Annotated in this window: 22 protein-coding genes and 2 tRNA genes; 10 read left to right on the top strand and 14 right to left on the bottom strand. The window is 62.9% G+C overall.

Annotated elements, in window-relative coordinates; translation table 11 throughout:
* Window positions 1–93 precede the first annotated feature (93 nt).
* Both lon and AC1DPX_RS26865 read left to right on the top strand, forming a co-directional pair.
* Complete coding sequence (lon, locus tag AC1DPX_RS26870; protein WP_202354726.1) at window positions 94–2,505, top strand: endopeptidase La; 2,412 nt, start codon at window positions 94–96, stop codon at window positions 2,503–2,505.
* Between the two features lie 197 nt (window positions 2,506–2,702).
* Window positions 2,703–2,975 (top strand): HU family DNA-binding protein, encoded by a 273-nt coding sequence (locus tag AC1DPX_RS26865; RefSeq protein WP_006201846.1) that lies wholly within the window; start codon window positions 2,703–2,705, stop codon window positions 2,973–2,975.
* A 78-nt stretch (window positions 2,976–3,053) separates the two neighbouring features.
* Here AC1DPX_RS26865 and AC1DPX_RS26860 read toward each other — a convergent pair whose 3' ends face one another.
* Window positions 3,054–4,076 (bottom strand): aldo/keto reductase, encoded by a 1,023-nt coding sequence (locus tag AC1DPX_RS26860; RefSeq protein WP_477240387.1) that lies wholly within the window; start codon window positions 4,074–4,076, stop codon window positions 3,054–3,056.
* A gap of 173 nt (window positions 4,077–4,249) precedes the next feature.
* Here AC1DPX_RS26860 and AC1DPX_RS26855 point away from each other — a divergent pair, with 173 nt between their 5' ends.
* Both AC1DPX_RS26855 and AC1DPX_RS26850 read left to right on the top strand, forming a co-directional pair.
* A complete protein-coding gene (locus tag AC1DPX_RS26855) occupies window positions 4,250–4,816 on the top strand; it encodes an SIS domain-containing protein (RefSeq protein WP_477240385.1) in 567 nt (188 codons plus the stop codon).
* Between the two features lie 3 nt (window positions 4,817–4,819).
* Window positions 4,820–5,563: a creatininase family protein gene (locus tag AC1DPX_RS26850; protein ID WP_477240383.1), complete on the top strand. Its 744-nt coding sequence runs from the start codon at window positions 4,820–4,822 to the stop codon at window positions 5,561–5,563.
* Here the strand turns inward: AC1DPX_RS26850 and AC1DPX_RS26845 are convergent.
* The 4 genes from AC1DPX_RS26845 to AC1DPX_RS26830 form a co-directional block, all read right to left on the bottom strand.
* Entirely contained in the window at window positions 5,560–5,874 is a 315-nt protein-coding gene (locus AC1DPX_RS26845; protein WP_477240381.1) for a hypothetical protein, read from the bottom strand. The genes AC1DPX_RS26850 and AC1DPX_RS26845 overlap by 4 nt on opposite strands.
* Window positions 5,871–6,788 carry a carbohydrate ABC transporter permease gene (locus AC1DPX_RS26840; protein WP_095201531.1) on the bottom strand — a complete coding sequence of 306 codons (918 nt, stop codon included), beginning with the start codon at window positions 6,786–6,788 and terminating at the stop codon, window positions 5,871–5,873. Before AC1DPX_RS26840 ends, AC1DPX_RS26845 begins: the two co-directional genes overlap by 4 nt.
* Before the next feature lie 11 nt (window positions 6,789–6,799).
* The gene (locus AC1DPX_RS26835; protein ID WP_202354720.1) at window positions 6,800–7,921 is read right to left on the bottom strand and encodes a carbohydrate ABC transporter permease; all 1,122 of its coding nucleotides are present in this window, start codon (window positions 7,919–7,921) and stop codon (window positions 6,800–6,802) included.
* A 98-nt stretch (window positions 7,922–8,019) separates the two neighbouring features.
* The gene (locus AC1DPX_RS26830; RefSeq protein ID WP_202354719.1) at window positions 8,020–9,687 is read right to left on the bottom strand and encodes an ABC transporter substrate-binding protein; all 1,668 of its coding nucleotides are present in this window, start codon (window positions 9,685–9,687) and stop codon (window positions 8,020–8,022) included.
* Between the two features lie 287 nt (window positions 9,688–9,974).
* Here AC1DPX_RS26830 and AC1DPX_RS26825 point away from each other — a divergent pair, with 287 nt between their 5' ends.
* The 3 genes from AC1DPX_RS26825 to rbsK are packed head-to-tail and all read left to right on the top strand — an operon-like array spanning window position 9,975 to window position 12,459.
* Window positions 9,975–11,030, top strand: a complete 1,056-nt coding sequence (locus tag AC1DPX_RS26825; RefSeq protein WP_202354718.1) for an ABC transporter ATP-binding protein — start codon at window positions 9,975–9,977, stop codon at window positions 11,028–11,030.
* A gap of 42 nt (window positions 11,031–11,072) precedes the next feature.
* Window positions 11,073–11,525: an RbsD/FucU family protein gene (locus AC1DPX_RS26820; RefSeq protein ID WP_202354717.1), complete on the top strand. Its 453-nt coding sequence runs from the start codon at window positions 11,073–11,075 to the stop codon at window positions 11,523–11,525.
* A 4-nt stretch (window positions 11,526–11,529) separates the two neighbouring features.
* The gene (gene rbsK, locus AC1DPX_RS26815) at window positions 11,530–12,459 is read left to right on the top strand and encodes a ribokinase (protein WP_477240379.1); all 930 of its coding nucleotides are present in this window, start codon (window positions 11,530–11,532) and stop codon (window positions 12,457–12,459) included.
* A gap of 166 nt (window positions 12,460–12,625) precedes the next feature.
* On the opposite strand, the gene AC1DPX_RS26810 is transcribed toward rbsK, so the two are convergent.
* Window positions 12,626–13,171 (bottom strand): hypothetical protein, encoded by a 546-nt coding sequence (locus AC1DPX_RS26810; RefSeq protein ID WP_477240377.1) that lies wholly within the window; start codon window positions 13,169–13,171, stop codon window positions 12,626–12,628.
* Window positions 13,172–13,528: 357 nt separating this feature from the next.
* Window positions 13,529–13,605: transfer RNA gene (locus tag AC1DPX_RS26805), tRNA-Asp, on the bottom strand.
* Window positions 13,606–13,822: 217 nt separating this feature from the next.
* Here AC1DPX_RS26805 and AC1DPX_RS26800 point away from each other — a divergent pair.
* A tRNA-Val gene (locus tag AC1DPX_RS26800) sits at window positions 13,823–13,898 on the top strand.
* A 334-nt stretch (window positions 13,899–14,232) separates the two neighbouring features.
* Here the strand turns inward: AC1DPX_RS26800 and AC1DPX_RS26795 are convergent.
* The 5 genes from AC1DPX_RS26795 to AC1DPX_RS26775 all read right to left on the bottom strand — a co-directional run bounded on the left by AC1DPX_RS26795 (window position 14,233) and on the right by AC1DPX_RS26775 (window position 19,137).
* The gene (locus tag AC1DPX_RS26795) at window positions 14,233–15,003 is read right to left on the bottom strand and encodes an SDR family NAD(P)-dependent oxidoreductase (protein ID WP_477240375.1); all 771 of its coding nucleotides are present in this window, start codon (window positions 15,001–15,003) and stop codon (window positions 14,233–14,235) included.
* A 13-nt stretch (window positions 15,004–15,016) separates the two neighbouring features.
* Window positions 15,017–16,012, bottom strand: coding sequence for an ABC transporter permease (locus tag AC1DPX_RS26790; protein WP_477240373.1), 996 nt, complete (start codon window positions 16,010–16,012; stop codon window positions 15,017–15,019).
* A gap of 118 nt (window positions 16,013–16,130) precedes the next feature.
* Window positions 16,131–17,171 carry a sugar ABC transporter substrate-binding protein gene (locus AC1DPX_RS26785; protein WP_202354713.1) on the bottom strand — a complete coding sequence of 347 codons (1,041 nt, stop codon included), beginning with the start codon at window positions 17,169–17,171 and terminating at the stop codon, window positions 16,131–16,133.
* Between the two features lie 38 nt (window positions 17,172–17,209).
* The gene (locus AC1DPX_RS26780; RefSeq protein WP_202354712.1) at window positions 17,210–17,974 is read right to left on the bottom strand and encodes an ATP-binding cassette domain-containing protein; all 765 of its coding nucleotides are present in this window, start codon (window positions 17,972–17,974) and stop codon (window positions 17,210–17,212) included.
* Complete coding sequence (locus AC1DPX_RS26775; RefSeq protein ID WP_477240371.1) at window positions 17,971–19,137, bottom strand: ROK family transcriptional regulator; 1,167 nt, start codon at window positions 19,135–19,137, stop codon at window positions 17,971–17,973. The genes AC1DPX_RS26780 and AC1DPX_RS26775 overlap by 4 nt, the downstream gene beginning before the upstream one ends.
* A gap of 216 nt (window positions 19,138–19,353) precedes the next feature.
* Between AC1DPX_RS26775 and AC1DPX_RS26770 the strand changes: the two genes are divergently transcribed.
* Window positions 19,354–20,532 (top strand): M24 family metallopeptidase, encoded by a 1,179-nt coding sequence (locus tag AC1DPX_RS26770; RefSeq protein WP_477240369.1) that lies wholly within the window; start codon window positions 19,354–19,356, stop codon window positions 20,530–20,532.
* A 10-nt stretch (window positions 20,533–20,542) separates the two neighbouring features.
* Window positions 20,543–21,757: a M20 metallopeptidase family protein gene (locus tag AC1DPX_RS26765; protein WP_477240367.1), complete on the top strand. Its 1,215-nt coding sequence runs from the start codon at window positions 20,543–20,545 to the stop codon at window positions 21,755–21,757.
* A gap of 58 nt (window positions 21,758–21,815) precedes the next feature.
* Here the strand turns inward: AC1DPX_RS26765 and AC1DPX_RS26760 are convergent, their stop codons facing one another.
* Together AC1DPX_RS26760 and AC1DPX_RS26755 are read right to left on the bottom strand one after the other, a co-directional pair.
* Window positions 21,816–22,571: an ABC transporter permease gene (locus AC1DPX_RS26760; RefSeq protein ID WP_477240365.1), complete on the bottom strand. Its 756-nt coding sequence runs from the start codon at window positions 22,569–22,571 to the stop codon at window positions 21,816–21,818.
* The gene (locus tag AC1DPX_RS26755; RefSeq protein WP_477240363.1) at window positions 22,568–23,368 is read right to left on the bottom strand and encodes an ABC transporter ATP-binding protein; all 801 of its coding nucleotides are present in this window, start codon (window positions 23,366–23,368) and stop codon (window positions 22,568–22,570) included. Before AC1DPX_RS26755 ends, AC1DPX_RS26760 begins: the two co-directional genes overlap by 4 nt.
* Window positions 23,369–23,400: the final 32 nt, after the last annotated feature.

Below are 23,400 nucleotides of genomic sequence, written 5' to 3'. Positions count from 1 at the left end.
CCGTCACAAACGGTGGTAGGCGGAACGATCCCCGGTCGTTAATATAAGATTCGCGGTTGGCCTGATGGCGACCGCGACATGAAAGGTTGGACAATGGCCAAAATATCCAAGGCTCCCAGCGACGGCGTCTTCGCAGTCCTCCCACTGCGCGACATCGTGGTGTTCCCGCACATGATCGTTCCGCTCTTTGTCGGGCGCGAAAAGTCGATCAAGGCGCTGGAAGAGGTGATGGGTCAGGAGAAGCAGATCCTGCTTGCCACCCAGATGAATGCCGCCGATGACGATCCCGAGCCCGATGCCATCTTCGACATCGGCACGCTCGCCAATGTGCTGCAATTGCTGAAGCTGCCCGACGGCACCGTCAAGGTTCTGGTCGAGGGCGCTTCGCGTGCCAAGATCGTTTCGTTCACCGACCGTCCCGACTTCCACGAAGCCCGCGCCACCGCGCTGGTCGAGCCGGAAGAGGAAGAGGTCGAGGTCGAGGCGCTGGCCCGCTCGGTCGTCACCGACTTCGAGAACTACGTCAAGCTGAACAAGAAGATCTCGCCTGAAGTGGTGGGTGCCGCCAGCCAGATCGACGACTATTCCAAGCTCGCCGACACGGTTGCCTCGCATCTCGCCATCAAGATCCCTGAAAAGCAGGAGATGCTGGCCACGCTCTCGGTCAAGGAGCGGCTGGAAAAGGCGATGGGCTTCATGGAAGCCGAAATCTCCGTCCTGCAGGTGGAGAAGCGCATCCGCTCGCGCGTCAAGCGCCAGATGGAGAAGACGCAGCGCGAATACTACCTCAACGAGCAGATGAAGGCGATCCAGAAGGAGCTCGGCGAAGGCGAGGACGGCCGCGACGAGGCCGCCGAGATCGAGGCGCGCATCAAGAAGACCAAGCTCTCCAAGGAGGCCCGCGAAAAGGCGGAAGCCGAGTTGAAGAAGCTGCGGACGATGTCGCCGATGTCGGCTGAATCGACCGTCGTGCGCAACTATCTCGATTGGCTGCTGTCGATCCCGTGGGGCAAGAACTCCAAGGTCAAGCAGGACCTGGCTTACGCCCAGAACGTGCTCGACACCGACCATTTCGGCCTCGACAAGGTCAAGGACCGCATCGTCGAGTATCTGGCCGTGCAGAGCCGTCAGAAGAAGCTGAAGGGGCCGATCCTGTGCCTCGTCGGCCCTCCCGGCGTCGGCAAGACCTCGCTCGGCAAGTCGATCGCCAAGGCGACCGGTCGCGAATTCATCCGCATGGCGCTGGGCGGCGTGCGTGACGAAGCCGAGATCCGTGGCCATCGGCGCACCTATATCGGCTCGATGCCCGGCAAGGTCATCCAGTCGATGAAGAAGGCGAAGAAGTCCAACCCGCTCTTCCTGCTCGACGAGATCGACAAGATGGGCCAGGACTTCCGTGGCGATCCGTCGTCGGCGCTGCTCGAGGTGCTCGATCCCGAGCAGAACTCGACGTTCATGGACCATTACCTCGAGGTCGAATACGACCTGTCGAGCGTGATGTTCGTGACGACGGCCAATACGCTGAACATCCCTGCGCCCTTGATGGACCGCATGGAGATCATCCGTATCGCCGGCTACACCGAGGACGAGAAGATCGAAATCGCCAAGCGGCACCTGATGCCGAAGGTGATCCGCGATCACGCGCTGCAGCCGAAGGAGTTCTCCGTCGGCGAGGATGCGATCCGCGCCATCATCCAGACCTACACCCGTGAAGCGGGCGTCCGGAGCCTGGAGCGCGAGCTGATGAAGCTCGGCCGCAAGGCCGTGACCGAGATCCTGAAGACGAAGAAGAAGACGGTGAGCATCACGGCGGCGAACCTCGCCGACTACCTTGGCGTCCAGCGCTATCGCTTCGGTCAGGTCGAGGCCGACGATCAGGTCGGTGTCGTCACCGGTCTTGCCTGGACGGAAGTCGGCGGCGAGCTGCTGACGGTCGAAGGCGTCATGATGCCCGGCAAGGGCCGCATGACGGTGACCGGCAATCTGCGCGACGTGATGAAGGAATCGATCTCGGCGGCGGCCTCCTATGTCCGCTCGCGCGCCCTCGATTTCGGCATCGAGCCGCCGCTCTTCGACAAGCGCGATATCCACGTGCACTTGCCGGAAGGCGCCACGCCGAAGGATGGTCCGTCCGCGGGTGCGGCCATGGCCACCGCCATCGTGTCGGTGCTGACGGGCATTCCGGTCCGCGCCGATGTGGCGATGACTGGCGAGATAACGCTTCGCGGCCGCATCTTGCCGATCGGCGGCCTCAAGGAGAAGCTGCTCGCCGCACTGCGCGGCGGCATCAAGAAGGTGCTGATCCCGGAAGACAACGCCAAGGATCTGGCGGAGATTCCGGACAATGTGAAGAACGGCATGGAGATCATTCCGGTCTCGCGCGTCGGTGAGGTGTTGCGCCATGCGCTGGTGCGTATGCCGGAGCCGATCGAATGGGTCGAACCGGTCAATCCGCCGGCCACGACCGACAGTGTCGACGACACCGGAAAATCGCTCGCACATTAGATTTTTTCTAAGGTTGCAGTGCACAAACGGAAAGCCGGGCCTCGCGCCCGGCTTTTTCATGTGAAAAACCCCGGATTTCCGGGCTTTTTTCCACTTTTTCCAGGCTTTTCGACTTGGTTGCGGGAACGCTTCTTTCTAAAGTCCGTTTCCTGCCGGATGAGTCGTTAGTTCCGGTGTTCTCATGGAAGGGAATTTTTATGAACAAGAACGAACTGGTGTCCGCTGTCGCCGACGCCGCGAGCATTTCGAAGGGTGACGCGCAGTCGGCGGTCGATGCGGTATTTTCCGTCATCACCGGCGAACTGAAGAAGGGCGGCGATGTCCGGCTTGTCGGCTTTGGCAATTTCACCGTGTCAAAGCGTGCCGCCTCGACCGGCCGCAACCCGCAGACCGGCGCCGAAGTTAAGATCCCGGCACGCACTGTGCCGAAGTTCTCGGCCGGCAAAGGCCTGAAGGACGCCGTCAACTAAGCGTTTTTTCTTTTTCAGAGACAGAAAAGCCGGGCTTGCCCGGCTTTTCATTTTAGTGGCTGACCCCGACGCGAGGGGTTATGCGGTCGGCGCGTCGGCGCGCATCAAGCCTTCCTTCTTGAGGTCGGCCCACAACGCCGCCGGCGGTTTCGCGTCAAGCAGCGCCCGGTTGCTTTCGACTTCGCTCGGCCGCTGGCCGCCGGGGATCACCGAGACGACCGAGGGATGCAGCAGCGGAAACTGCAGCGCCGCCTCGATCAGCCTGACGCCATGGCGTTTGCAGACAGCCTCGATGCCGGCGACCCGCTCGAGAATGTCTTTGGGCGCCTCGGAATAGTTGTAGTAGGCGCCGGGTTTCGGTCCTGTCGCCAGGATGCCGGAATTGTAGGGGCCGCCAAGGACGATACCGATGCCGCGCTTCTGGCAGAGCGGCAGGAAGGATGTCAGCGCCTCCTGTTCCAGCAGCGTGTAGCGCCCGGCAAGCAGGAACAGGTCGAAATCGCCGCGCTCGGCCAGGGTCTGGGCAACCTGCCATTCGTTGATGCCGCCGCCGAACGCCTTGATCGCACCCTGGTCGCGCAGCGACAGCAGTCCGTAGTAACCGGAGCGCATGAATTCCTCGATGCGCCGGTCGGACGCCTCCTTGCTGCCATGGGTGAAGATGTCGACATCGTGCACGAACAGGATGTCGATCCGGTCGACGCCAAGCCGCTCGAGCGAGGCCTCGAACGAGCGCATCACGCCGTCATAGCTGTAATCGAACACTTCCTGGCGTGACGGCGTGTCGAAGAACTTGCCGATGCCCGTGCGCTGCTCCGGCGGGCAGGCGCGCATGAGGCGGCCGACCTTGCTCGACAGCACATAGTCGTCGCGCTTCTTGCCGCGCAGGAAGGGGTTGAGGCGTGTTTCCGACAGGCCGAGCCCGTAGAGCGGCGCGGTGTCGTAATAGCGGCAGCCGGTCGCCCAGGCGGCGTCGAGCGTGGCATTGGCGTCCTCGTCCGAAACAGCGCGGTAGAGATTGCCGAGCGGCGCCGTGCCGAAGCCGAGTTCCGTAAAGGTGATGCCGCCATTGCCGATGCGGTCGAAATGCCGTGTTTTCATGTCCTGCAGTTTTCCCGGGGGTTGATAGTCTGAGCTGATTTGTCTGACATGACATTATCACGCCTGAGATCGGGCAAAAGCGCCGCGCGGCGTTGGACACGCATTTTCGCGGTTGCTAGCATGAATGAAATCAAGCTGTTCATGAAAAATTCCAGAACGATTTCGAGGGTGCCGTGAGCGACCGGAACGAAAATCTGTTCGAGACCGCGCTCGACGAACTCGGCGGCGTACTGGCGCGCATGGACGGCAGCCAGATCAACGCTGCATGCAGGATGCTGGCCGAAGCCAGGCAGATCGTCGTCTATGGCTGCGGCCGCGAGGCCTTGCAGGTCAAGGGTTTCGCCATGCGGCTCTATCATCTCGGCCTGCCGGTCGCGGTGGTCGGCGACATGACCACGCCGCCCTTGGGGCCTGGTGACGTCTTGCTGGCCAGTTCCGGACCGGGAGAAACCTCGACGGTGCTGACCTTGATGCGCGTCGCGCGCGATGCGGGCGCGACCAATCTGCTGCTGACCGCCCAGGCCGGCGGCAGCGCGGCAAAACTGGCCGACGCCACGCTGCTCATCCCCGCCCAGACAATGGCCAATGACCAGGGGGCGCAAAGGACTTCGGTTCTGCCGATGGGCTCGGTGTTCGAAGGTGCGCTGTTCCTGCTGTTCGAGGTGATGGTGCTGAAACTCAAATCCTTGACCGGCGCGTCGCCTGAAGCCATGCGCGCGCGCCACACCAACATGGAATAGATCATGCGCTATGAACTGATGCTGCCGCACCAGATCCGCAAGGCGATTGCGCAGAATTGGCCGGTCGTCCTGCCGCTCGGCGTGCTCGAATACCATGGCGAGCACATGGCCGTCGGCATGGACACGCTGGCCGTCATCAAGACACTGGAGCTGTTCGAGAAGGAGAGGGAAGTCATCATCCTGCCGCCCTTCTATTACGGGGCCGCGAGCTACGCAGTGGCGCCGCCGGAAGGCTCGGGCTCGGTGCAGGTCGGCGGCAATCAGCTGGCGCCGTTCGGCGAGGAACTGTTCTACAGCCTGCTGCGCATMGGTTTTCGCAACATCCACGCCATCATCCACCACCAGACCGAGAATTTCGCCGCCGGCATGCCGACCGATCTCGCCTTCAAGACCGCCGGCCGCCAGGCGATCTTCCGCTTCCTCGAAAAGCAGCGCGGCGAGGGGTGGTGGGGCTCGAAGAACATGTCCGACTATTATGCCGGACACGCCGCCGGGGAAAATTTCTTCAACTGGGTGCAGGTCCATCCGCTGATGCCGGCGGTCATGAACGGCAAGTACCCGTTCGACCATGCCGGCATCGGCGAGACCTCGCTGATGCTGACGCTATGTCCGGAGGCGGTCGATGCCGCCCGCTTCGCCGACAATACCGGCTGGTACACGGCTGATGCCAAGGACGCATCGGCGGAGCTTGGCAACGAGGGCGTCGCCATGATCATGGACCACCTGCGCGCTATCCTGAGGGCCTAAAGGTTGTTTTTCAGCCGCTCCGCCCGGTGGTCGGCGATCGACTTGTCCGGGTCGCTCTTGGTGGCAACGGCCCAGATGAAAGTGGCGGCGCCGGCTATCGCCAGGATGACATAGAAGGCTATGCCAAGCGCCAGGTGATTGGCGTAGAAGCCCACCAGGGCCATGAGCAGGCCGCCGCACAGCATGGCCAGCACGAAGCCGGCGATGACGGCTCGACCTTGCCAGGCGATCGGCATGACGCCCTTGCCGTAGCGGTCATAGCCCTTGTAGCCGACACGGATGTTGCGTGCGAACCGGTATCGGCTCGTCACTTCACGGCTCCCGCGGTCATGCCCATGATGAGATAGCGTTCCAGCGCGATGCCGATCACCGCCAGCGGCGCGATCGCGGCGGTGGCAAGGGCTGCCATTGACCACCAGTTGATGCCTTGCGAGCCGGTCTGGCTCGCCACCATGACGGGAATGGTCTTGGCATCGGTCGAGGTCAGGAGGGCTGCGAAGAAATATTCGTTCCAGCACAGCACCATCGCCAGGATGAAGGCGGCGACCATGCCCGGCAGTGCGATCGGCATGACGATGCGGAAGAACGCCCCCCAGATCGACAGGCCGTCGACGAGCGCGGCTTCTTCCAGCTCGACCGGGATAGAGTTGAACTGGTCGCGCATGATCCAGATGACGATCGGCAGCACCATCAGCGTATAGAGCAGGATCAGCCCGATGCGCGTGTCGAGCAGGCCGACTTCGCGGTAGAGCACCAGGAACGGCAGCGCGAGCACGACAGGCGGCAGGATCAGCTGCGACAGGAAGAAGAAGGAGATGTCCTCGTTCTTGAACCAGGCGAACTTGTAGCGGTAGCGCGTCAGGCCGTAGGCGGCGAGGCTGCCGATGACGATGGCGAGGCTCGATGCGCCGACAGAGGTGATGACCGAGTTCATGAAGCGCTTGAAGAACTCATCACGCACCGTCGAGGTCTCGAAGATCGAATCGGGCGAGAGGCCGAGCGATCGCCAGCCCTTCCAGTCCGGCTGGAAGTCGACGAAGGGGATCAGATGGCCCTGGGTGACGTCGACCGCCGATTTGAACGAGGTCGTTAGCGTCCAGTAGATCGGGAACAGGCAGATGAAAGCCCAGAACACAAGCGCGCCGTAGATGAAGACGCGGCTGGTGATGAAGCTCGCCGGAGAGCGGATTTCGGATACGGTGTATTCGGTGGTTTGAACGCTCATGATCCCACCGCTCAGTTGACGTTGCGCACGAAGCGGTTGGCGAATTTCAGCAGCCAGGTGACGAACACGACGATGATGACCAGATAGGCCATCGCCAGCATGGTGCCGTAGCCGACATTCGAGCGGTCGCGGTATTCGCGGTAGATGAAGCTGGAGACGGAATCGGTGGCGCCACCAGGCCCGCCCGAGGTCACCGTGATGATGATGTCGGCCAGCTTCAGCTTGAAGATGATGCGCAGGATCACCGCCGTCACCGACACCGGCAGCATCAGCGGAAAGGTGACCTGCCAGAAGGTCTGCCACGCATTGGCGCCATCGACTCGAGCGGCTTCGAGGATCTCACGCGACATCGCCTGCAGGCCGGCGAGCAGCATGATCATCATGAACGGGATGAAGGTCCAGGCATCCAGCACCATGATCGAGATGCGGGCGATGATCGGATCCGAGAAGAAGGCCGGGTTTTCCCAGCCGAGATGGCGCGCCAGTGTCGCCGCCGGCCCGAAGCGATATTCCATCAGCGACTTGCCGACCATCCACGACACCGCGACCGGCGACAGCATCAGCGGCATCAGGAAGACGACGCGGAAGAATTTGCGAGCCCGGATCTGCGCGTTGAGCAGCAGCGCCAGTCCGAAGGCTATGACATATTCGACCAGCACGGCGAGCACGTAGAGCACCATGTTGAACAGGGCGTTGCGATAGTAGGGATCGGCCAGCATCTGCCAGAAATTGTCGAGCCCGTTGAACCTGCGGCCGCTGAAGGAGGAGAGGTTCCAGTCGGTGAGCGCGATGTAGAAGCCGAACAGCGTCGGGAAGATCACCATGGCGATGGTGAACAGCAGCGCCGGCAGCAGGAACAGCGCGCGCTGGCCGTCCTCGCCGCGTGTCAGCACCTGGCCGACGCCGAGTGCCACGCCCCACAGCACATAGGCGTAGACCACCGGCCGCCATGTCTCGAAGCCGATCGTATCGACCTCGCTCTTGTAGAGGATCTGGACCAGGATCGTTGCCAGCAGGCCAAGCGTCGCGGCTGCCATCACCGCCCAGCCCAGGCGTTTGCGGCCTGGCGGTATCAGGTCGGACGGGACGGCGTTTGCCGGCCAATCATTGGTGGGCAAAATCTGGTCAGCCACGCGTCTCATCCGGTTGCAGAAGGCACTTCGCGACCGGCGATGCCGGTCAAGACAGGGTCCGACGACTTTCGTCGCCGGACCCCAGGTTCACGCCACCATCAGGCCAGGCCGAGCGAGGCCTTGTAGAGCTTGATCTGCTTTTCGCGGCCGATCTGGTCGGTGAGCTTTTCCCAGGCGGCGGCGATGGCATCGGCGCCTTCCTGCGCCTTCATCTTGCCGGCGAAGGTGTTGGCCAGAATGTCCTCGGCGGCGGAATAGTACTGGAAGATGCCGGGGATGCGTGGCTCGATCGCCGCGTTCGGATGGTTGTAGCTGTCGCCTTCCGACTTCAGATACGAGGTGATGAAGGCCTCGTCGTAGCCGGCCGCCACCCATTCCGGAATGTCGAAGTGGGAATTGCGGTAGGGCTGGAAGCCGGACGGATACATCGCGGTCCAGATCGACAGGTCCTTGCCGCCGAGATGGGCGGCGGCGGACCAGGCCGCCTTCTTCTTCTTCTCATCCTTGTCGACGCGGGCCATGACGTAGACGCCCCAGCCGAGATAGGCGCAGTTCGGCGAATAGTTCGGCCCGCTTGCCAGCTTCTCCCATTTGCCGGTCTTGGAATTGTAGACGTCGTCCGAACCCGGCAGGATCGAGAAGCCGGTGACGTCGCCGATGACCGAGGAATCGTTGGTCTTGACGTTTGAGCCGATGTCGCCCCACCAGGGGATCATCGAACCCGTGCCGGCCAGGAACTGCTGGAAGCCGGTGGTGTTCGGGTCGGCGTTGATCTGGTCCGCCGGTTCGGAAGGCAGCGCGTCGATCACGTCCTGGATGGCGCGCACCCAGGCCGGATTGTTGATGCGCGGCTTCATCGTGTCGGCGTCGAACAGCCAGGCCTTGTCGTCGGGATGCTTGGCGTAGGCGGTGGCGCGGCTGCCGAGGAAGTAGAAGCCGAAACCGCCCCACGGCTTGGGCGCGTCGAGGTAGCCGTAAACGTCCTGGCCCTTGAATTTCTTGCCCTTGAGGAACTTGGTGACGGCCTGCACCTGTTGCCAGGTCTTCGGCACGCCCCATTCGCCTTCACCGCCGCCGTCCTTCCACTGCTTGGCGAGGTCGGCATCGGCGAACACGTCGGTGCGGTAGTTGAAATTGTGCGTGTCGCCGTCGATGGTGACGCGATACTGCTTGCCGTCCCAGGTGCCGACCGGCGGCTTCAGATAGTTGACCAGATCGTCGAAATCGATCTGCTTCTTGACCCAGTCGGGCATTTCGGAGGTGAGGCCCTTGCCGCAGACATCGCCTTCGAAGGGCGCGCCCATCTCGATGATGTCGAAGTCGACGGTGCCGGTGGCGATCGACTGCTGCAGGCGGGCGTTGTAGTCGGCCTGCGCCAGGTCGATCCAGCTGATCTTGGCGCCGGTATAGGCCTCCCACGGCTTCAGGAAGCCGCGGAACAGCACATTGTGCAGGTTCTGGTTGTTGAGGCCCATGAAGGTCAACTCGACCCCGGCGAATTCGCCTTCCTTGACATTGGCCTTGGTCGCCTCGAGGCAGAGTTCGCCGACCTTCTGGAAATCGGCATCGGTCGGCTGACCTTTGCCAACGCCGGGAATTTGCAGGATCTTCGAGCGCAGTTCGCTTGCGGCGGAAGCAGGACGCGTCAAGGCGCCGAGCCCGGCGCCGGATGCCGCCGCGATCGCGGCCATGCTGGCCGCACCCTTCAAGATGTCGCGCCGCGTGGCGCCGGCACGCACCAGCCTATCGTAAAGACCTGTTCTCATTGAACTATTCCTCCCAGAATCAGTGTGAATCGATGTGGCCACCTGTCGGACGCTGAAGCACAATTGTGCTACCGGCTCGGATATGAATTAGGCAGGACCCCACCCTGCGTCGATTTTGAATTCCCTGCGCATCGGTGCCGACATTTGGACCAGCGCCCACCACTATTCTCACAACCAAACGCCGTGTCAACGAGGCCGGGTTTTTATCTATAAGAGACCGACTTGCCCTGACAGGTCGCGTTGGTTAGCTTCTGCGCCTACGGCCAGTTGGAGCCGGTGGGGGAGAGATGGCTCAAGTCGCAATCAGCAAGGTGGCCAAGGCGTTTGGAACCGTCAAGGTTCTGCACGAAGTCAGCGTCGACATCGCTGACGGGCAGTTCGTGGTGCTGGTTGGCCCCTCGGGTTGCGGCAAGTCCACGCTGCTCAGGATGGTGGCCGGGCTGGAGACCGTTTCCGGCGGCACGATCGCCATCGGCGACCGCGTCGTCAACCATTTGCCGCCGGCAAAACGCGACATCGCCATGGTGTTCCAGAACTACGCGCTGTATCCGCACAAGACGGTCGAGCAGAACATGGCCTTTGCCCTCAAATTGCGCAAAACCGACCCGGCCGTGGTTGCCGAGCGGGTCAAGCGCGCCGCTGACATTCTCGACCTCAACCCCTATCTGAAGCGTTATCCCAGGCAGCTTTCCGGCGGCCAGCGCCAGCGCGTCGCCATGGGCCGCGCCATCGTGCGCAATCCGCAAGTGTTCCTGTTCGACGAGCCGCTCTCCAACCTCGACGCCAAGCTGCGCGTGCAGATGCGCACCGAGATCAAGGAACTGCACCAGCGGCTGAAGACCACAACGATCTACGTCACCCACGACCAGATCGAGGCCATGACCATGGCCGACAAGATCGTCGTCATGCGCGACGGCCGCATCGAGCAGGTCGGCGCGCCGCTGGAACTGTTCGACCGGCCAGCCAATCTGTTCGTCGCCGGCTTCATCGGCTCGCCGTCGATGAACCTGCTCAAGGGTGTCGTGCGCAAAGGCGACAAGCCCGGCGTCGACATATCAGGCACGGTGTTTCCGATTGCCGACAATGCCGCGCAGGACGGGCAGGCCGTCGTCTACGGCGTGCGTCCCGAGCATCTGGAAATCCATCCCGATGGCGTGCCGGCGAAAATTTCGGTGGTCGAACCGACCGGCTCGGAAACGCTGGTGTTCCTGCGCTTCGGCGACGGCGAGATGGTGGCGCTGTTTCGCGAGCGCCACGACTTCAAGCCCGGCGATACGCTGACCCTGAAGCCCAGGCTCGACCAGATTCATCTTTTCGACGCCGAGACCGGCCAGCGTCTCTGATCTCAACGTCTCTGATCTCAAACGAACTTCACGAGGACTATCATGCTCAAAGGCATCAATCCGCTGCTCAATGCCGACGTGCTGCAGGCATTGCGGGCGATGGGCCATGGCGACGACCTGATCATCGCCGACACCAATTTCCCCTCCGATTCGGTGGCGCGCCAGACGGTGCTCGGCCGGCTGCTGCGTATCGATGCGCCAGCTGCGGAAGTGGTGAAGGCCGTGCTGTCGCTCTATCCGCTGGATACGTTCGTCGACGACGCGGCCGCGCGCATGGAAATCGTCGGCAAGCCGGACGAGATACCGTCCGTGCAGAAGGAAGTGCAAAGAGAAATCGACGCCGCCGAAGGCAAGTCCTGGCCGATGCTGCCGGTCGAGCGCTACGCCTTCTACGAGCGCGCCAAGCAGGCCTATTGCGTCATCCAGACCGGTGAGCGCCGTTTTTACGGCTGCTTTGCCTTCCGTAAAGGCGTCATCCCGCCGGATGCGGAGTAGGGATATGGCCGCCGGAAAGCCTGTTGTCATTTTGGGCGTCTTCGTCGCCGATACCGCCTATCGTGCCGATCGCCAGCCGCGCATGGGCGAGACGATTCTGGGCAATTCGTTCAAGCTGGGCCCGGGCGGCAAGGGGTCGAACCAGGCGGTGGCCGCCGGCAAGCTCGGCGCCGACACCACCTTCCTGACCCGCCTTGGCGTCGATGCCTTCGCCGACATGGCCAAGCGGACCTGGCAGGATGCCGGCGTGAAAAGCGCCGTCATCGACACGCCGGACAGCTATACGGGCGCCGCCTATATCTTCGTCGAGGAGGGAAGCGGCAACAACGCCATCATCGTCAGCCCGGGTGCGGCCATGCTGATCTCGCCAGCAGACATCGAGGCCAATGCCGCCCTGATTCGTACTGCCGGCGTCTTCGTCACCCAGCTCGAACAGCCGATCGACGCGGCGCTCAGGGCGTTGGAGATCGCGCGCGGGGCAGGGGTGACGACCATCCTCAACCCTGCTCCCGCGGCAAGGCTTCCCGACCGCATCTACACGCTCTGCGATTATCTCACGCCGAACGAGACCGAGACGGAGGAATTGACCGGCATGAAGGTCTCTTCGGTCGATGAGGCGCGGGCCGCCGCCGGCAAGTTGCTCGAAAAGGGCGTTGGCACGGTCATCGTCACGCTCGGTGACAAGGGCGCGCTGCTGCACTCGAAGGGACGCTCCGAGCATGTCCCCGCCATCAGCGCCGGGCCGGTGGTCGAAACCACCGGCGCGGGGGACGCCTTCAACGGCGGCTTCGCCGCGGCGCTGTCGCGAGGCGTGGAGCCGCTGCAAGCGGTGCGCTTTGCCTGCGCCGTCGCCGGCATTTCGGTGACGCGGCCCGGCACCGCGCCGTCGATGCCGACGCTGCAAGAAGTCGAGGCACTGCTGGCGAAGGGTTGAGGCCCGCGGGACACCGGCCATCAGGCTGTTCCAGTCTCAGCGCAATTCCGGGAAAATACGCGGCGCCTTCCCTTTGGAATTGCGCCAAAACAAAGAGTTAGGGCAGTTTGCCGTTTCCGTAGAACGGCAAACTGCCCTGGATGGCAAGCAGCGATAGCCCGATCAGCTATTGCCTGACATAGCAGCGCTTTTCGTCGCCGGGAGCGGGATCGCCGAACGTATCATTGTCGCATTGGACGCCGTTGCGGAACACGTCCTGCGTGAATCGGCCGCGTGCTCCGTACCTGACCACCTTGCGGCCATAGAAATCGCAGAAGTCGCCTTCATCGGCACAGGGCTGCCATCTCTCGCGGCGCGGTTCGTCGTAATTGTCATCCGACTGGCCCCGGTCGCGCATCACGATGAAACACGACTTTGGCCTGCCCGGCGCCGGGTCACCAAAAACGCGATTTGAACAGGGCACCGCGTCTCGGTCGAAATAGCGCGAGGTTGTGCGGCCCCGGGCGCCATAGACCACTTCGGCGGGATACGGCAGACGGCAGATTCCGCCCTCGCGCGCGCATGGCTGCAACCGGTCGGCCGACGCGGTCGCGGGGAAGAGGGCGGTAGCGACAGTCGTCGCGCCGCCCAGGTACATGAGCGTGAATAATGTGCGCATAGGAATGTTTGGTGCGATTGACACGATAAGTCCTCCAAGCCGTTCAGGCAGCATATTAGTGCAGCTCCGCTACCTGCGAAATGAATCCAGCGCTTTGTGGGCGAATCCGCAAGTGGGATTCGCAAGGTCAAACGCGGCTCAAGCCCGAGTCGTTCCAGGAGCTCATTTCCAGCCTATTGGAGTGGCGTCGTGTTTGCCAGATTGCCGCGCAGRCATAGCTGCATTTTTGACACCGGCTGCGAAAACAGTCGGTCGCGCGATCCGCGCGGCGGYGAACGACCACCGACCACCAGGTCATAGAGCCGGCGACAGGCGCAAAAGACCGCGCCTTGGCACTTCATGTCTGAAAGTGGATTCTGACAATCCATGTCGGCATTTCCCTGTACCAAGGATTGCTATCCTTGAGGGAAATGGCGCGAGTGACGGGGCTCGAACCCGCGACCTCCGGCGTGACAGGCCGGCACTCTAACCAACTGAGCTACACCCGCGCATTGACGAGCACGTGTCAGCCGTGTTCGTCGTTGGGGCGCTGGATAAGGGGTTCGCCACCGGGTGTCAAGCGCACCAAACCATCATAACAACAAACTGGAGAAGGTTTTTTGACAGCCGGCGTTTTGTTGGCAAATCGGGCCTGCGGACAGGGTGTCACCTGTTCATTTGGCCTTGCGAAGCCGGCCCCGACCGCTTAAAGGTCCGCGCCGGAGCGGGCGATTAGCTCAGTTGGTAGAGCGCTTCGTTTACACCGAAGATGTCGGCGGTTCGAGCCCGTCATCGCCCACCATTCCAGCGTCGGCTAGCCCAGGCGCTCTCGCACAGGAATGATCGGAACAGAAGTCGCTCGAGAAGATCGACCAGACTCGACTTGACGATCGAATAGCTGGGGCGCGGCCGAGAGGCCCTTGTCTTCCGCGATCACACCATAGGCTAATGCGGTCACGCGGTTCACTATACAACCAGCAGCGGTCGATTCCTCCGGGATGTAGCCACTCCAAAAGCCCGCCGCGGGTCGCTCCCGTGGCGGGTTTTTTGTTGATCAGGGGTTGCAGGCCACCGGGGCGGGCTCCTGGCGCCACTTCTGGGCGGCTCGCACTGCATCGTGCGAAGGACCTGAGTTCTCAAGGCGGCACCATTCGGAAATCCTTGCCCTCCGGCAGCAATTGCCCGCCATCGACGACAATGGTTGTGCCGGTGATGTAGCTGGCGTCGTCCGAGGCAAGGAACAGGAAGGCATTGGCGACGTCGCGCGGGCTGCCGAGCCGGCCGAGCGGGATGGAATCTTCCATGTTCTTGATATAGGCGGCGCCGCGATGCTGCTGGATGGCCTCTGTGAGGATGTTGCCGGGCTCGACGCCGTTGACGGTGATGCCGTAGCCGGAGAATTCCAGCGCAGCTGCCCGGATGAAGCCGTTGATGCCGGCCTTGGTCGCCGAATAATGGCCGTGGCCGGGGCTTGTGACATGCGGCCCGGTGATGGAGGAGGTGTAGAGCATGCGTCCGGAGCGCTGCGCCTTCATCGGCGCCAGCGCGGCGCGGGTGGCGTTGAAGGTACCGCGCAGATTGACGGCCATGACGCGGTCCCAGTCGTCGGTGCTGGTGTTCTCGATCAATTGCCAGGGATAAATGCCGGCATTCTGCACGATGATGTCGAGCCTGCCGTGATGCTTCAGCGCCAGTGCCACCGCGGCCTCGGCGTCGCGCATTTGCGAGATGTCGGTGCCGATGAAGGGGACACCGAGCTCGTCGGCGCTCGCTTGCCCGGCCTCGGCCTCGCTGTCGGCCAGCACCAGCTTTGCGCCCTCTTCGGCGAAGCGAAGGGCAATGCCCTTGCCGATGCCGCGCGCGCTGCCGATGATCAGCGCCACCTTGTCTTTCAGTCGTCCGGTCATGCGAGCCGTCCTGTCATGCCAGTCTTTGGCGAATGGTTTGCTTGAAGGCGTCGAGCAGCACGGCCGCAAGCACCAGCAGGCCGTGAATGACCTGGGTGAAATTGGCCGGCAGCCCCATCAGATTGATCGCCGTGTTGATGGCCGAGAGCAGAAGCACCCCGGCATAGACGCCGGGCAGGGTGCCGACACCGCCCTTCAGGCTGACGCCGCCGATGACGACCGCGGCAAAGGCGTTGAACAGCAGGCCGACACCGAGATTGGCGGTGGCGCCCGAGGTGCGGATCGCCAGCAGCCAGCCGGCAAGGCCGGCAATGGCGCCGGCCAGCACGAAGGCGATGATGAGGTTGCGGTTGACCCTGATGCCGGCGCGGAAGGTCGCCGTTTCGTTGCCGCCGATCATCACCAGGTGCCGGCCAAACGGCGTCTTGGCCAGGATAAGCGAAAAGACGACGAAACAGGCGATGGCGATCCAGGCGGTGAGCGGCAGGCCGATCAGCCGCTGGATGCCGAACCAGCGGATCGCCGGCGCCAGATCCTGCGCCGAGCGGCCGCCTGAAATCACCAGCACCAGGCCGCGCACCCAGATGTAGGACGCCAGCGTGATGATGAAGGCGCTCATCTTGACCTTGACCACCAGAAACCCGTTGAAGGCGCCGATCAGGCCGCCCACGGCCAGCGCCAGCAGCAGCGACACCGGAACCATCAGCCATTCCGGATGCAGTTGAACGCCAAGGCCGATCCCGGACGAGCAAAACAGGATGCCCACCGCCATCGCGCTGAGCGCGGCGACCGATTCGACCGACAGATCCATATGGCCGGCGATGATGACCAGCGCCAGGCCGATCGACATGACGCCGAGCACGCTGGAGGCCTCGATGATGTTGGCGAAGATGCCGAGCTGGAAATAGTTCGGGATGAAGATGGAAAACACCACCAGCACGAAGACCAGCATGAACCAGACGAGGTTGTCGAGGACGAGCTCCAGGGCATGGCGGGTGCGAGGCTTCATGGGCTGATCCGGCTGGCGCATGACCCGGAGATGGTGCTCGAAGGGATCGCGCGCGGATTGGAATTGCGGGGAAACTGGCTCCGGGCCGAGAGGGCCCGGAGCGTATCGGGCGACGTGCCTATTCGACTGGCTTGACTGTATCGGTCGGCGGCTTCTGGTTGCCCCAGAAAGCGGGATTGTCGACGTTTTCCTTGGTGATGGCCGCACCCGGGATCTTGATGTTCGGGCCCCATGCCTCCTTGGTCACGGTCGACTTAAGGCCAAGCACATCGTATTCGCCGGGCTTGATTTCTTCCTTCTTGACCACCTTGTCCATGAACATGGCGACGGCCGCGGCCTGCGCGTAGAGCGGCTGCTCGACTTCGACGTTGAGCCAGCCCTTGCGTATCAGGTCGAGGCCGACCGGCGCGCCGTTCGAGCTCATCAGCATGACGTCGCCCGGCTTCTTGCCGGCGGCCTCGAGCGAGGCGACGGCAGCGACCGAGAGATGCGCGGCATGGCTGAAGATCAGGTCGATGTCGGGGTTGGCCAGCATCTGGTCGGCAACGATGGTACCGGCGTTGCTGGCTTCCCACTGCATGGCCGGAAGCGAGATGATCTTGACGTCCGGGAACGCCTTCATCTTCTCCTCGAAACCCTTCTGGATGTCGAGCGTGTAGGGATCGCCAGGGTCACCCAGCACCTGCAGGACCTTGCCCTTTACCGATCCGTTCTTCGCCTTCAGCAGCTTCTCGGCCTGGTCCGCGGCCACATAACCGATCTCGACCGTACCTGCCACCGAGGTGAAGTCGGAAGGCGTCGACGTGATCTGGCGGTCGAATTCGACCACCGGGATGCCTGCGGCGCGCGCCGCTTCGATGGACGGCTTCAGCGCATTGAAGTCGACGGCGGCCAGCACGATTGCCGCTGGCTTGAGCGCAATGACGTCGTTCATCTGCGATTGCTGGGCGTCGGTCTTGTTGTCGGCGTTCAGCGATTTGAAGTCGTAGCCGACCTGCTTCAGGAACAGCTCCAGAGCGCTCACCGAGCCGGTCTGAAACTCATCGAGCAATGTCGGTACCAGATAGTAGACGGTTCCCTTCGACTGGGCGATTGCCGGCGTGAGCGTGGCAAAGGCCAGTGCCAGGATACCGAAGACAGCAAGAAGTATTCGCTTCATGTCGTTCGCTCCTCTAGCGCCGGACCCCTCTTTGCCCCTCAGCCCGCCGGTCCGGCACCGGCAAGCGTCTCCCCGGTGATCATGTTGATCACCGCATCGGGACTTGTTTTGTTGCGTGCGACATCGCCGGCCACGATGCCTTGCCGGATCACAACGATCCGGTCGGCGACCTGAAAGGCCTGCTGCATGATATGGGTGATGATGACGACGCCGATGCCCTGGCTCGCCACCTGGCGGATCATGTCGAGACCGCGCCGCGTCTGCTCGACGCCCAGCGCGGCGAACGGTTCGTCGAGCAGCACCAGCTTGCCACCCCAATGGACGAAGCGGTTGAGCTCGATGGCCTGCCGCTGGCCGCCCGAGAGATGCTCGACATTGGTGCGCAGCGAGGGGATGCGGGTGCCGGCGCTGGCCAGCGCCTTGCCGACGACGGCCTCCATGGCGCGCTCGTCGAGCACGGGAATGCCGAGGACTTTCCTGGTGATCTCGCGGCCCATGAAGAAATTCGCCACCACGTCGACATTGGTGCAGAGCGACAGGTCCTGGTAGACGGTTTCGATGCCTGCCGCCTTCGCCTCTGCCGGCGACCTCGCCAGGAACTCCTTGCCCTCGAACAGCATGCGGCCCGAGGTCGGCTCCAGCCCGCCTGCGATGATCTTGACCAGCGTGGATTTGCCGGCGCCATTGTCGCCAAGCAACGCCACCACTTCGCCCTTGCCGATTGAGAAGCTGATCCCTTTCAGCGCTTCGATCGCGCCATAGTTCTTGGTGACGTTGTCGAGCACCAGCAGCGGTTCGCTCATGCCGCGATCTCCTTGGCCGCCAGAAGATCGCGGCCGCGTTCGCGCTCGGCGGCGAACATCTGGCCGAAGCGCGGCGACAGCACACCTGAAACCGCAAGGGCGGCGGCGCCGCGCAACACCGAATGTTGCCCGCCGCGCGCGACCATCAGCCGGGGTGCGATGCGGTCCTTGCGCGCCGAGACGGAGTTGTGCAGGCCGTCGGTCGAACCAGCCAGCCGTTCGAGCAGGTCCGTGGACGCCAGCCCGCCGAGGATGACCGTTTCAGGGTCGAACAGGTTTTCGATGACGGCGATCGCATTGTGAAAGATCGGCGCGACTTCCACGACCCAGTCGGCCTCCGTGCCGTTCCAGCGCCCAAGCGCCTCGAGCGAGAGGTATCTTTCAAGGCAACCTCGGTTGCCGCAGGGACAGGCCTCGCCGCCGGGAACGACAGGGATGTGCCCGACCTCGCCGGCATTGCCCCAGGCACCGCGCTGCACGCTGCCGTCATGGACCATGACGCCGCCAAGGCCGACGCCGAAATAGAGGTAGTAATAGTCGGAGAACTGAGCGCCGAGGCCGTAGAGCCGCTCGCCCATGGCCGCCGCAACCATATCGGTTTCGAAGAAGGCCGGCAGTCCGGTAGATGCCGCCAGCCGCTCGCGCAGCGCCACGTCCTTCCAACCGGTCATCGTGGTCGGACCGACAAAACTCATGGATTCGACACCGAACGGTCCGGGCAGGGCGAGACCAACCCCAAGCACCCGTCCGCCGGCGCGCAATCCGGTCAATTCAACCACCATCGCGCCGATCAGCTCGAACGCATGGTCCGGCGTTGCGTTCGGCGCTTCCCGGTAGATACCCTCGATCACGTCGCCGCTCAGATTGATCAAGGCGGCATCGATGCCGAGTGGGGTGATGTGGATGCCGACGGCATAGCCGCCCTCGGGATTGATGCGCAGGGTCGCCGGCGGCAGGCCGCGCCCCTTGGGCTCCTCGCGCAGGGAGAGGATGTATCCCTGTTCTTCCAGTTCGCGAACGATGGTCGATACAGTCTGGACGGTAAGCCCGACGCGGCTGGCGATCTCGCCGCGGGCGATCGGTCCATGCAGGCGGATGGATTCAAGCACGATGCGTCGGTTGTACGGCCGCCCGAACTCCTGATTGGTCCCCCGCAATGCCATGCCTTGCGCCCCTAGTTGACGCAAGGTTCGCATCAAAGATTTATTCAGTCAAATGGAATTCAAAAATAATTCGCGAGCAACATCTACCGAAGAATGYCGCAAGCCGCACCGGGCTTAGGACCTGTGCACTTGACGCCCTTGGCCGATTGCCGCCATGGCGAAACCGCTTCAATGGTGGGCGAAGCTCGCAACCGTTGAACACAGCATGGAGCAAAGATGATCGAACTGCCGTTTGCCCGCGACGAATACCAGCAGCGGCTTCGCAAAATCCGCGCTGAGATGGCCAAGCGCGGTCTCGAGCTCCTTGTCGTCAACGACGTTGCCAACCAGCACTACATCACTGGCTATGATGGCTGGTCATTCTACACGCCACAGGTGGTGCTGGTCCCCTTGGAGGAGGTTGAGCCGGTCTGGATCGGGCGCGCCATGGACGCGGCCGGTGGTCTGCTGACGGCCTGGATGAAACCCGAGAATGTTGTTGGCTTCCCGGAGGATCACGTTCAGCGCGCCGACCGCCACCCCATGGACTGGATCGCGAGCTGGATCGTCGCCAAGGGCTGGGGAAACAGGCATATCGGCATCGAGCTCGAGGCCTACTACTTCTCGCCGAAGGGGCACGCACGCCTCGTCGCCGGCCTTCCCAACGCAAAATGGCACGACGCCGATCTCTTGGTGAACTGGATCCGCGCGGTCAAATCGGCGCCTGAAATCGCCTATCTGCGCAAGGCCTCGACGCTCGCCGAAGCGGCTGTCGCGCGGGCCTTCGAGGTGATCGCGCCCGGTGTGCGCGAATGCGATGCGATTGCGGCCATCCAGGCGGCGCAGATCGCCGGCAGCCCTGATTTCGCCGGCGATATCACGGCCCTTCCGCCGACAATCCTCGGCGGCGAGAACGCCTCGGCTCCGCACATCATGTGGAGCGACCGGCGGTTTGGAGACAACGAAACGATTGCGTTGGAACTCGCCGGTGTCTGCCGCCGCTACGCCGCCGGGCTGGCAAGAACGATGCAACTCGGCAAGACGCCGACGCGGGTCGCGGATACGGCGAAGGCGGTGATCGAAGGCATGGACGCGGTGCTCGATGCGGTCAGGCCGGGAACGACTGCCGAGGCGGTCGAGGCTGCATGGCGCAAGGTCATCCAACGTTACGGACTGAAGAAGGAGTCGCGCATCGGCTATTCCATCGGCGTCGCCTATCCGCCGGATTGGGGCKAACACACCATCAGCCTGCGGCCTGGCGACAAGACGGTGCTTCAACCCGGCAATGTCGTCCATTCCATCCTTGGCATGTGGATGGATGGCTGGGGTATCGAGGTCAGCGAGACCATTCTGGTCACTGAAGCCGGCAACGAGACGTTGACGAAGTTCCCGCGAGAGATCCATGTCAAATCCTGAGGGGCTGCCCATGGCAGGCAGTGTTGCCAGTTCGGGCGCGGTCGATATCGATGCCGGCATCCTCGACCAGATGATCGAGATCCGCCGCCATCTGCACCGCAACCCCGAACTGTCGAATCGCGAGGTGGAGACGCAGCGCTATCTCAGGCAGATGCTGGCGGGCGAGGGGATCACTGACATTCGCGACGTCGCGGGCTTTGGCCTGTCGGTAGACATAGTCGGCACTGGCAAGCCGTCGAACCGCAAGGTAGCAATACGCGCCGACATCGATGCCTTGCCGATCGAAGAAGAGTCCGGCATCGATTATCCTTCGGCCAATCCGGGCGTGATGCACGCCTGCGGCCACGACGCCCACGCAGCGATGGGCTTCGCGGTTGCCGCGCATCTGCATCGTTCAAGGGCCGATTTTGGCGGCACGGTCCGCCTGATCTTCCAGCCGGCCGAAGAGGATTCGCCCTCGGGCGGCAAGCGGGTGGTGGAGGAGGGGCTGCTAGACGATATCGACGCCGCGATCTGCCTGCACGTCGACCCGTACACACCATCCGGCAAGATCGCCGTCCGTTCGGGTCCCTACACGCTGGCGTGCGATACGTTCGACGCCATCGTCACCGGCGAGGCGGCGCACGCGGCAAAGCCGTTTGAGGGGGTCGATGCGATCGCCGTGGCCTGCTCCATGGTCGGAGAATTGCAGAAGATCGTGTCTCGCGAGATCGACCCTTACGATCCGCTGGTCATATCAGTCACCGGCATCAATGGCGGCAGCGCCTACAATGTCATCGCCGGCAAGGTCGCCTTGAAGGGGACCATTCGCAGCGGCAGCGACGTAACCCGCGAGCGCGCCTGGCGGCGCGTTCGTGAAATCCTGGAGGGCATGGCGGCGAGCCACGGAGCCAATGTGGAACTCACCATCCACAAGGGTGAGCCGGGGGTCGTCAATGATGGCGAGTTGGCCGAACTGATTGCCGCCAGCGGCAAGGCCTGCATCGGCGCCGACAATGTTCTCGACACATCAGGCTGGACCATTGCCGACGATTTTGGCTACTACAGCGAGAAGCGTCCTTCGGTCTATTTCCGGCTCGGCATCCGCAATGAGGCGGTCGGATCGGTCTATCCGCTTCATCATCCCAAATTTCGCGTCGACGAGGCCGCCATGAAGATTGGCGCAGCCACGCTGGTTGCGGCGGCGACCGGATTTCTGTCAACGCAGCCGGAAAATACCGACTGATCAAATCGGTGCAAAAGTCGGCTTGTGCACGGCCTGCACGAGCCGGAAACATGCCTGCTCAATATTTGATGACCCGGCGCTCGACCAGCACCACGGCGCAGAACAGAACGATCGACAGGCAGGACGACAGCACGATCGCCGCGTAGAGCCGGTCCGACTGGTAGTTGAAGCTCGCCTGGATGATCAGCGCACCGAGGCCCTTGTCCGATCCGATCCATTCGCCGACGATGGCGCCGATGACGGCCGTCGCCGAGGCAATCCTGAGCGAGGAGAACAGCATCGGCAACGCGCGGGGCAGGCGCAGGCTCCAAAAAATCTCCGAACGCGTCGCCGAGAGCACGCGGAACAGCTCGTGCTCATTGTCGCTGGCCGAGTCCAGGCCACGGATCATGTTCACCAGCGTCGGGAAGAAGCAGATCACCGCCGCGATGACGATCTTCGGCGTCATGCCGAGCCCGAAGATCAGGATGATGATCGGCGACAGCGCCAGGACTGGAATGGTGTTGAAGAACAGCACGATCGGAAAATAGATCGCCTGCAGGATGCGGTTGTGCACGAACAGGATGGCCAGCAGAACGGCGGCCAGATTGCCGATGACGAAACCGGCCAGCGCCTCGATCAGCGTTGGCCTCAGATTGTCCATGAGCAGAGCGAAATTCTTCTGGAAGACGCCTGATATGGCGGTCGGGGTCGGCACGATATAGGCCGGCACGCCGAGAAGCGGCAGCAGATATTGCCAGGCGAGCAGAAGCGACGCCGCGCCGAGAACGGGCAGGGCGATGGATAATTGCGGCGAGAGCGGCGCCGGCCTCATGATGCCTGCTCCAGCGCGGTGCGCAATTGCGCCATGGCGGCGACGATGGCCGGGTCTTCGCGCGTGCAGCGATTGCCGTCCTGTTTGAGCGGCCGCATGTCCAGATCCTTGACCAGCCGCCCCGGATTGGCGGCAAGGACGATGACGCGCTCGCCGAGATAGGCGGCTTCAGCGATCGAATGGGTGACGAACAGGATCGTCGTGCCCGTGCGCCGCCACAGATTGAGAAGCTCGTCGTTGAGGCGGTCGCGGGTGATTTCGTCCAGCGCTCCGAACGGCTCGTCCATCAAAAGCAGCTTTGGCTGGCCAAGCAAGGCGCGGGCAATCGCCACACGCTGGCGCTGGCCGCCGGACAGCTGGTGCGGCAGGCGTTCGCCAAAGCCGGCAAGCCCCATCAGCTCCAGCAATTCTTCGCTGCGGTCCTCGATCTTGCGCGTCAGGCTGCCTTGCCCGACGCCAAGCGGCAGCCGCACATTGTCGCGCACCGTGCGCCAGGGCAGCAGCGTCGGGTCCTGGAAGACGAAGCCGACATCCCTGCGCGAGCGCACCGCGTGCGGCGTGTCGCCAAGCACGCTGATGGTGCCACCGAGCGGGTCAAGCAGGTCGGCCACCACCCTGAGCAAGGTCGACTTTCCGCAGCCGGACGGCCCAAGAATCGACAGGAAGGAGCCGGCCTCGACGGCAAGGTCGAGGCCGGAAAGCACCTTGGCGGCCGCCTGGCGGCCGCCATAGCCGACATCCAGCCGGCTGGCTACGATCGCGTTCGGTATTAGATCGGCATCACGTTTATTCGTCATGCCAATCTAATTCTTTGCTGGAGCATGATCTT

It is taken from the genome of Mesorhizobium sp. 01N446 (genome assembly GCF_056399285.1).
This window is presented reverse-complemented; position numbering and strand designations above follow the sequence as displayed.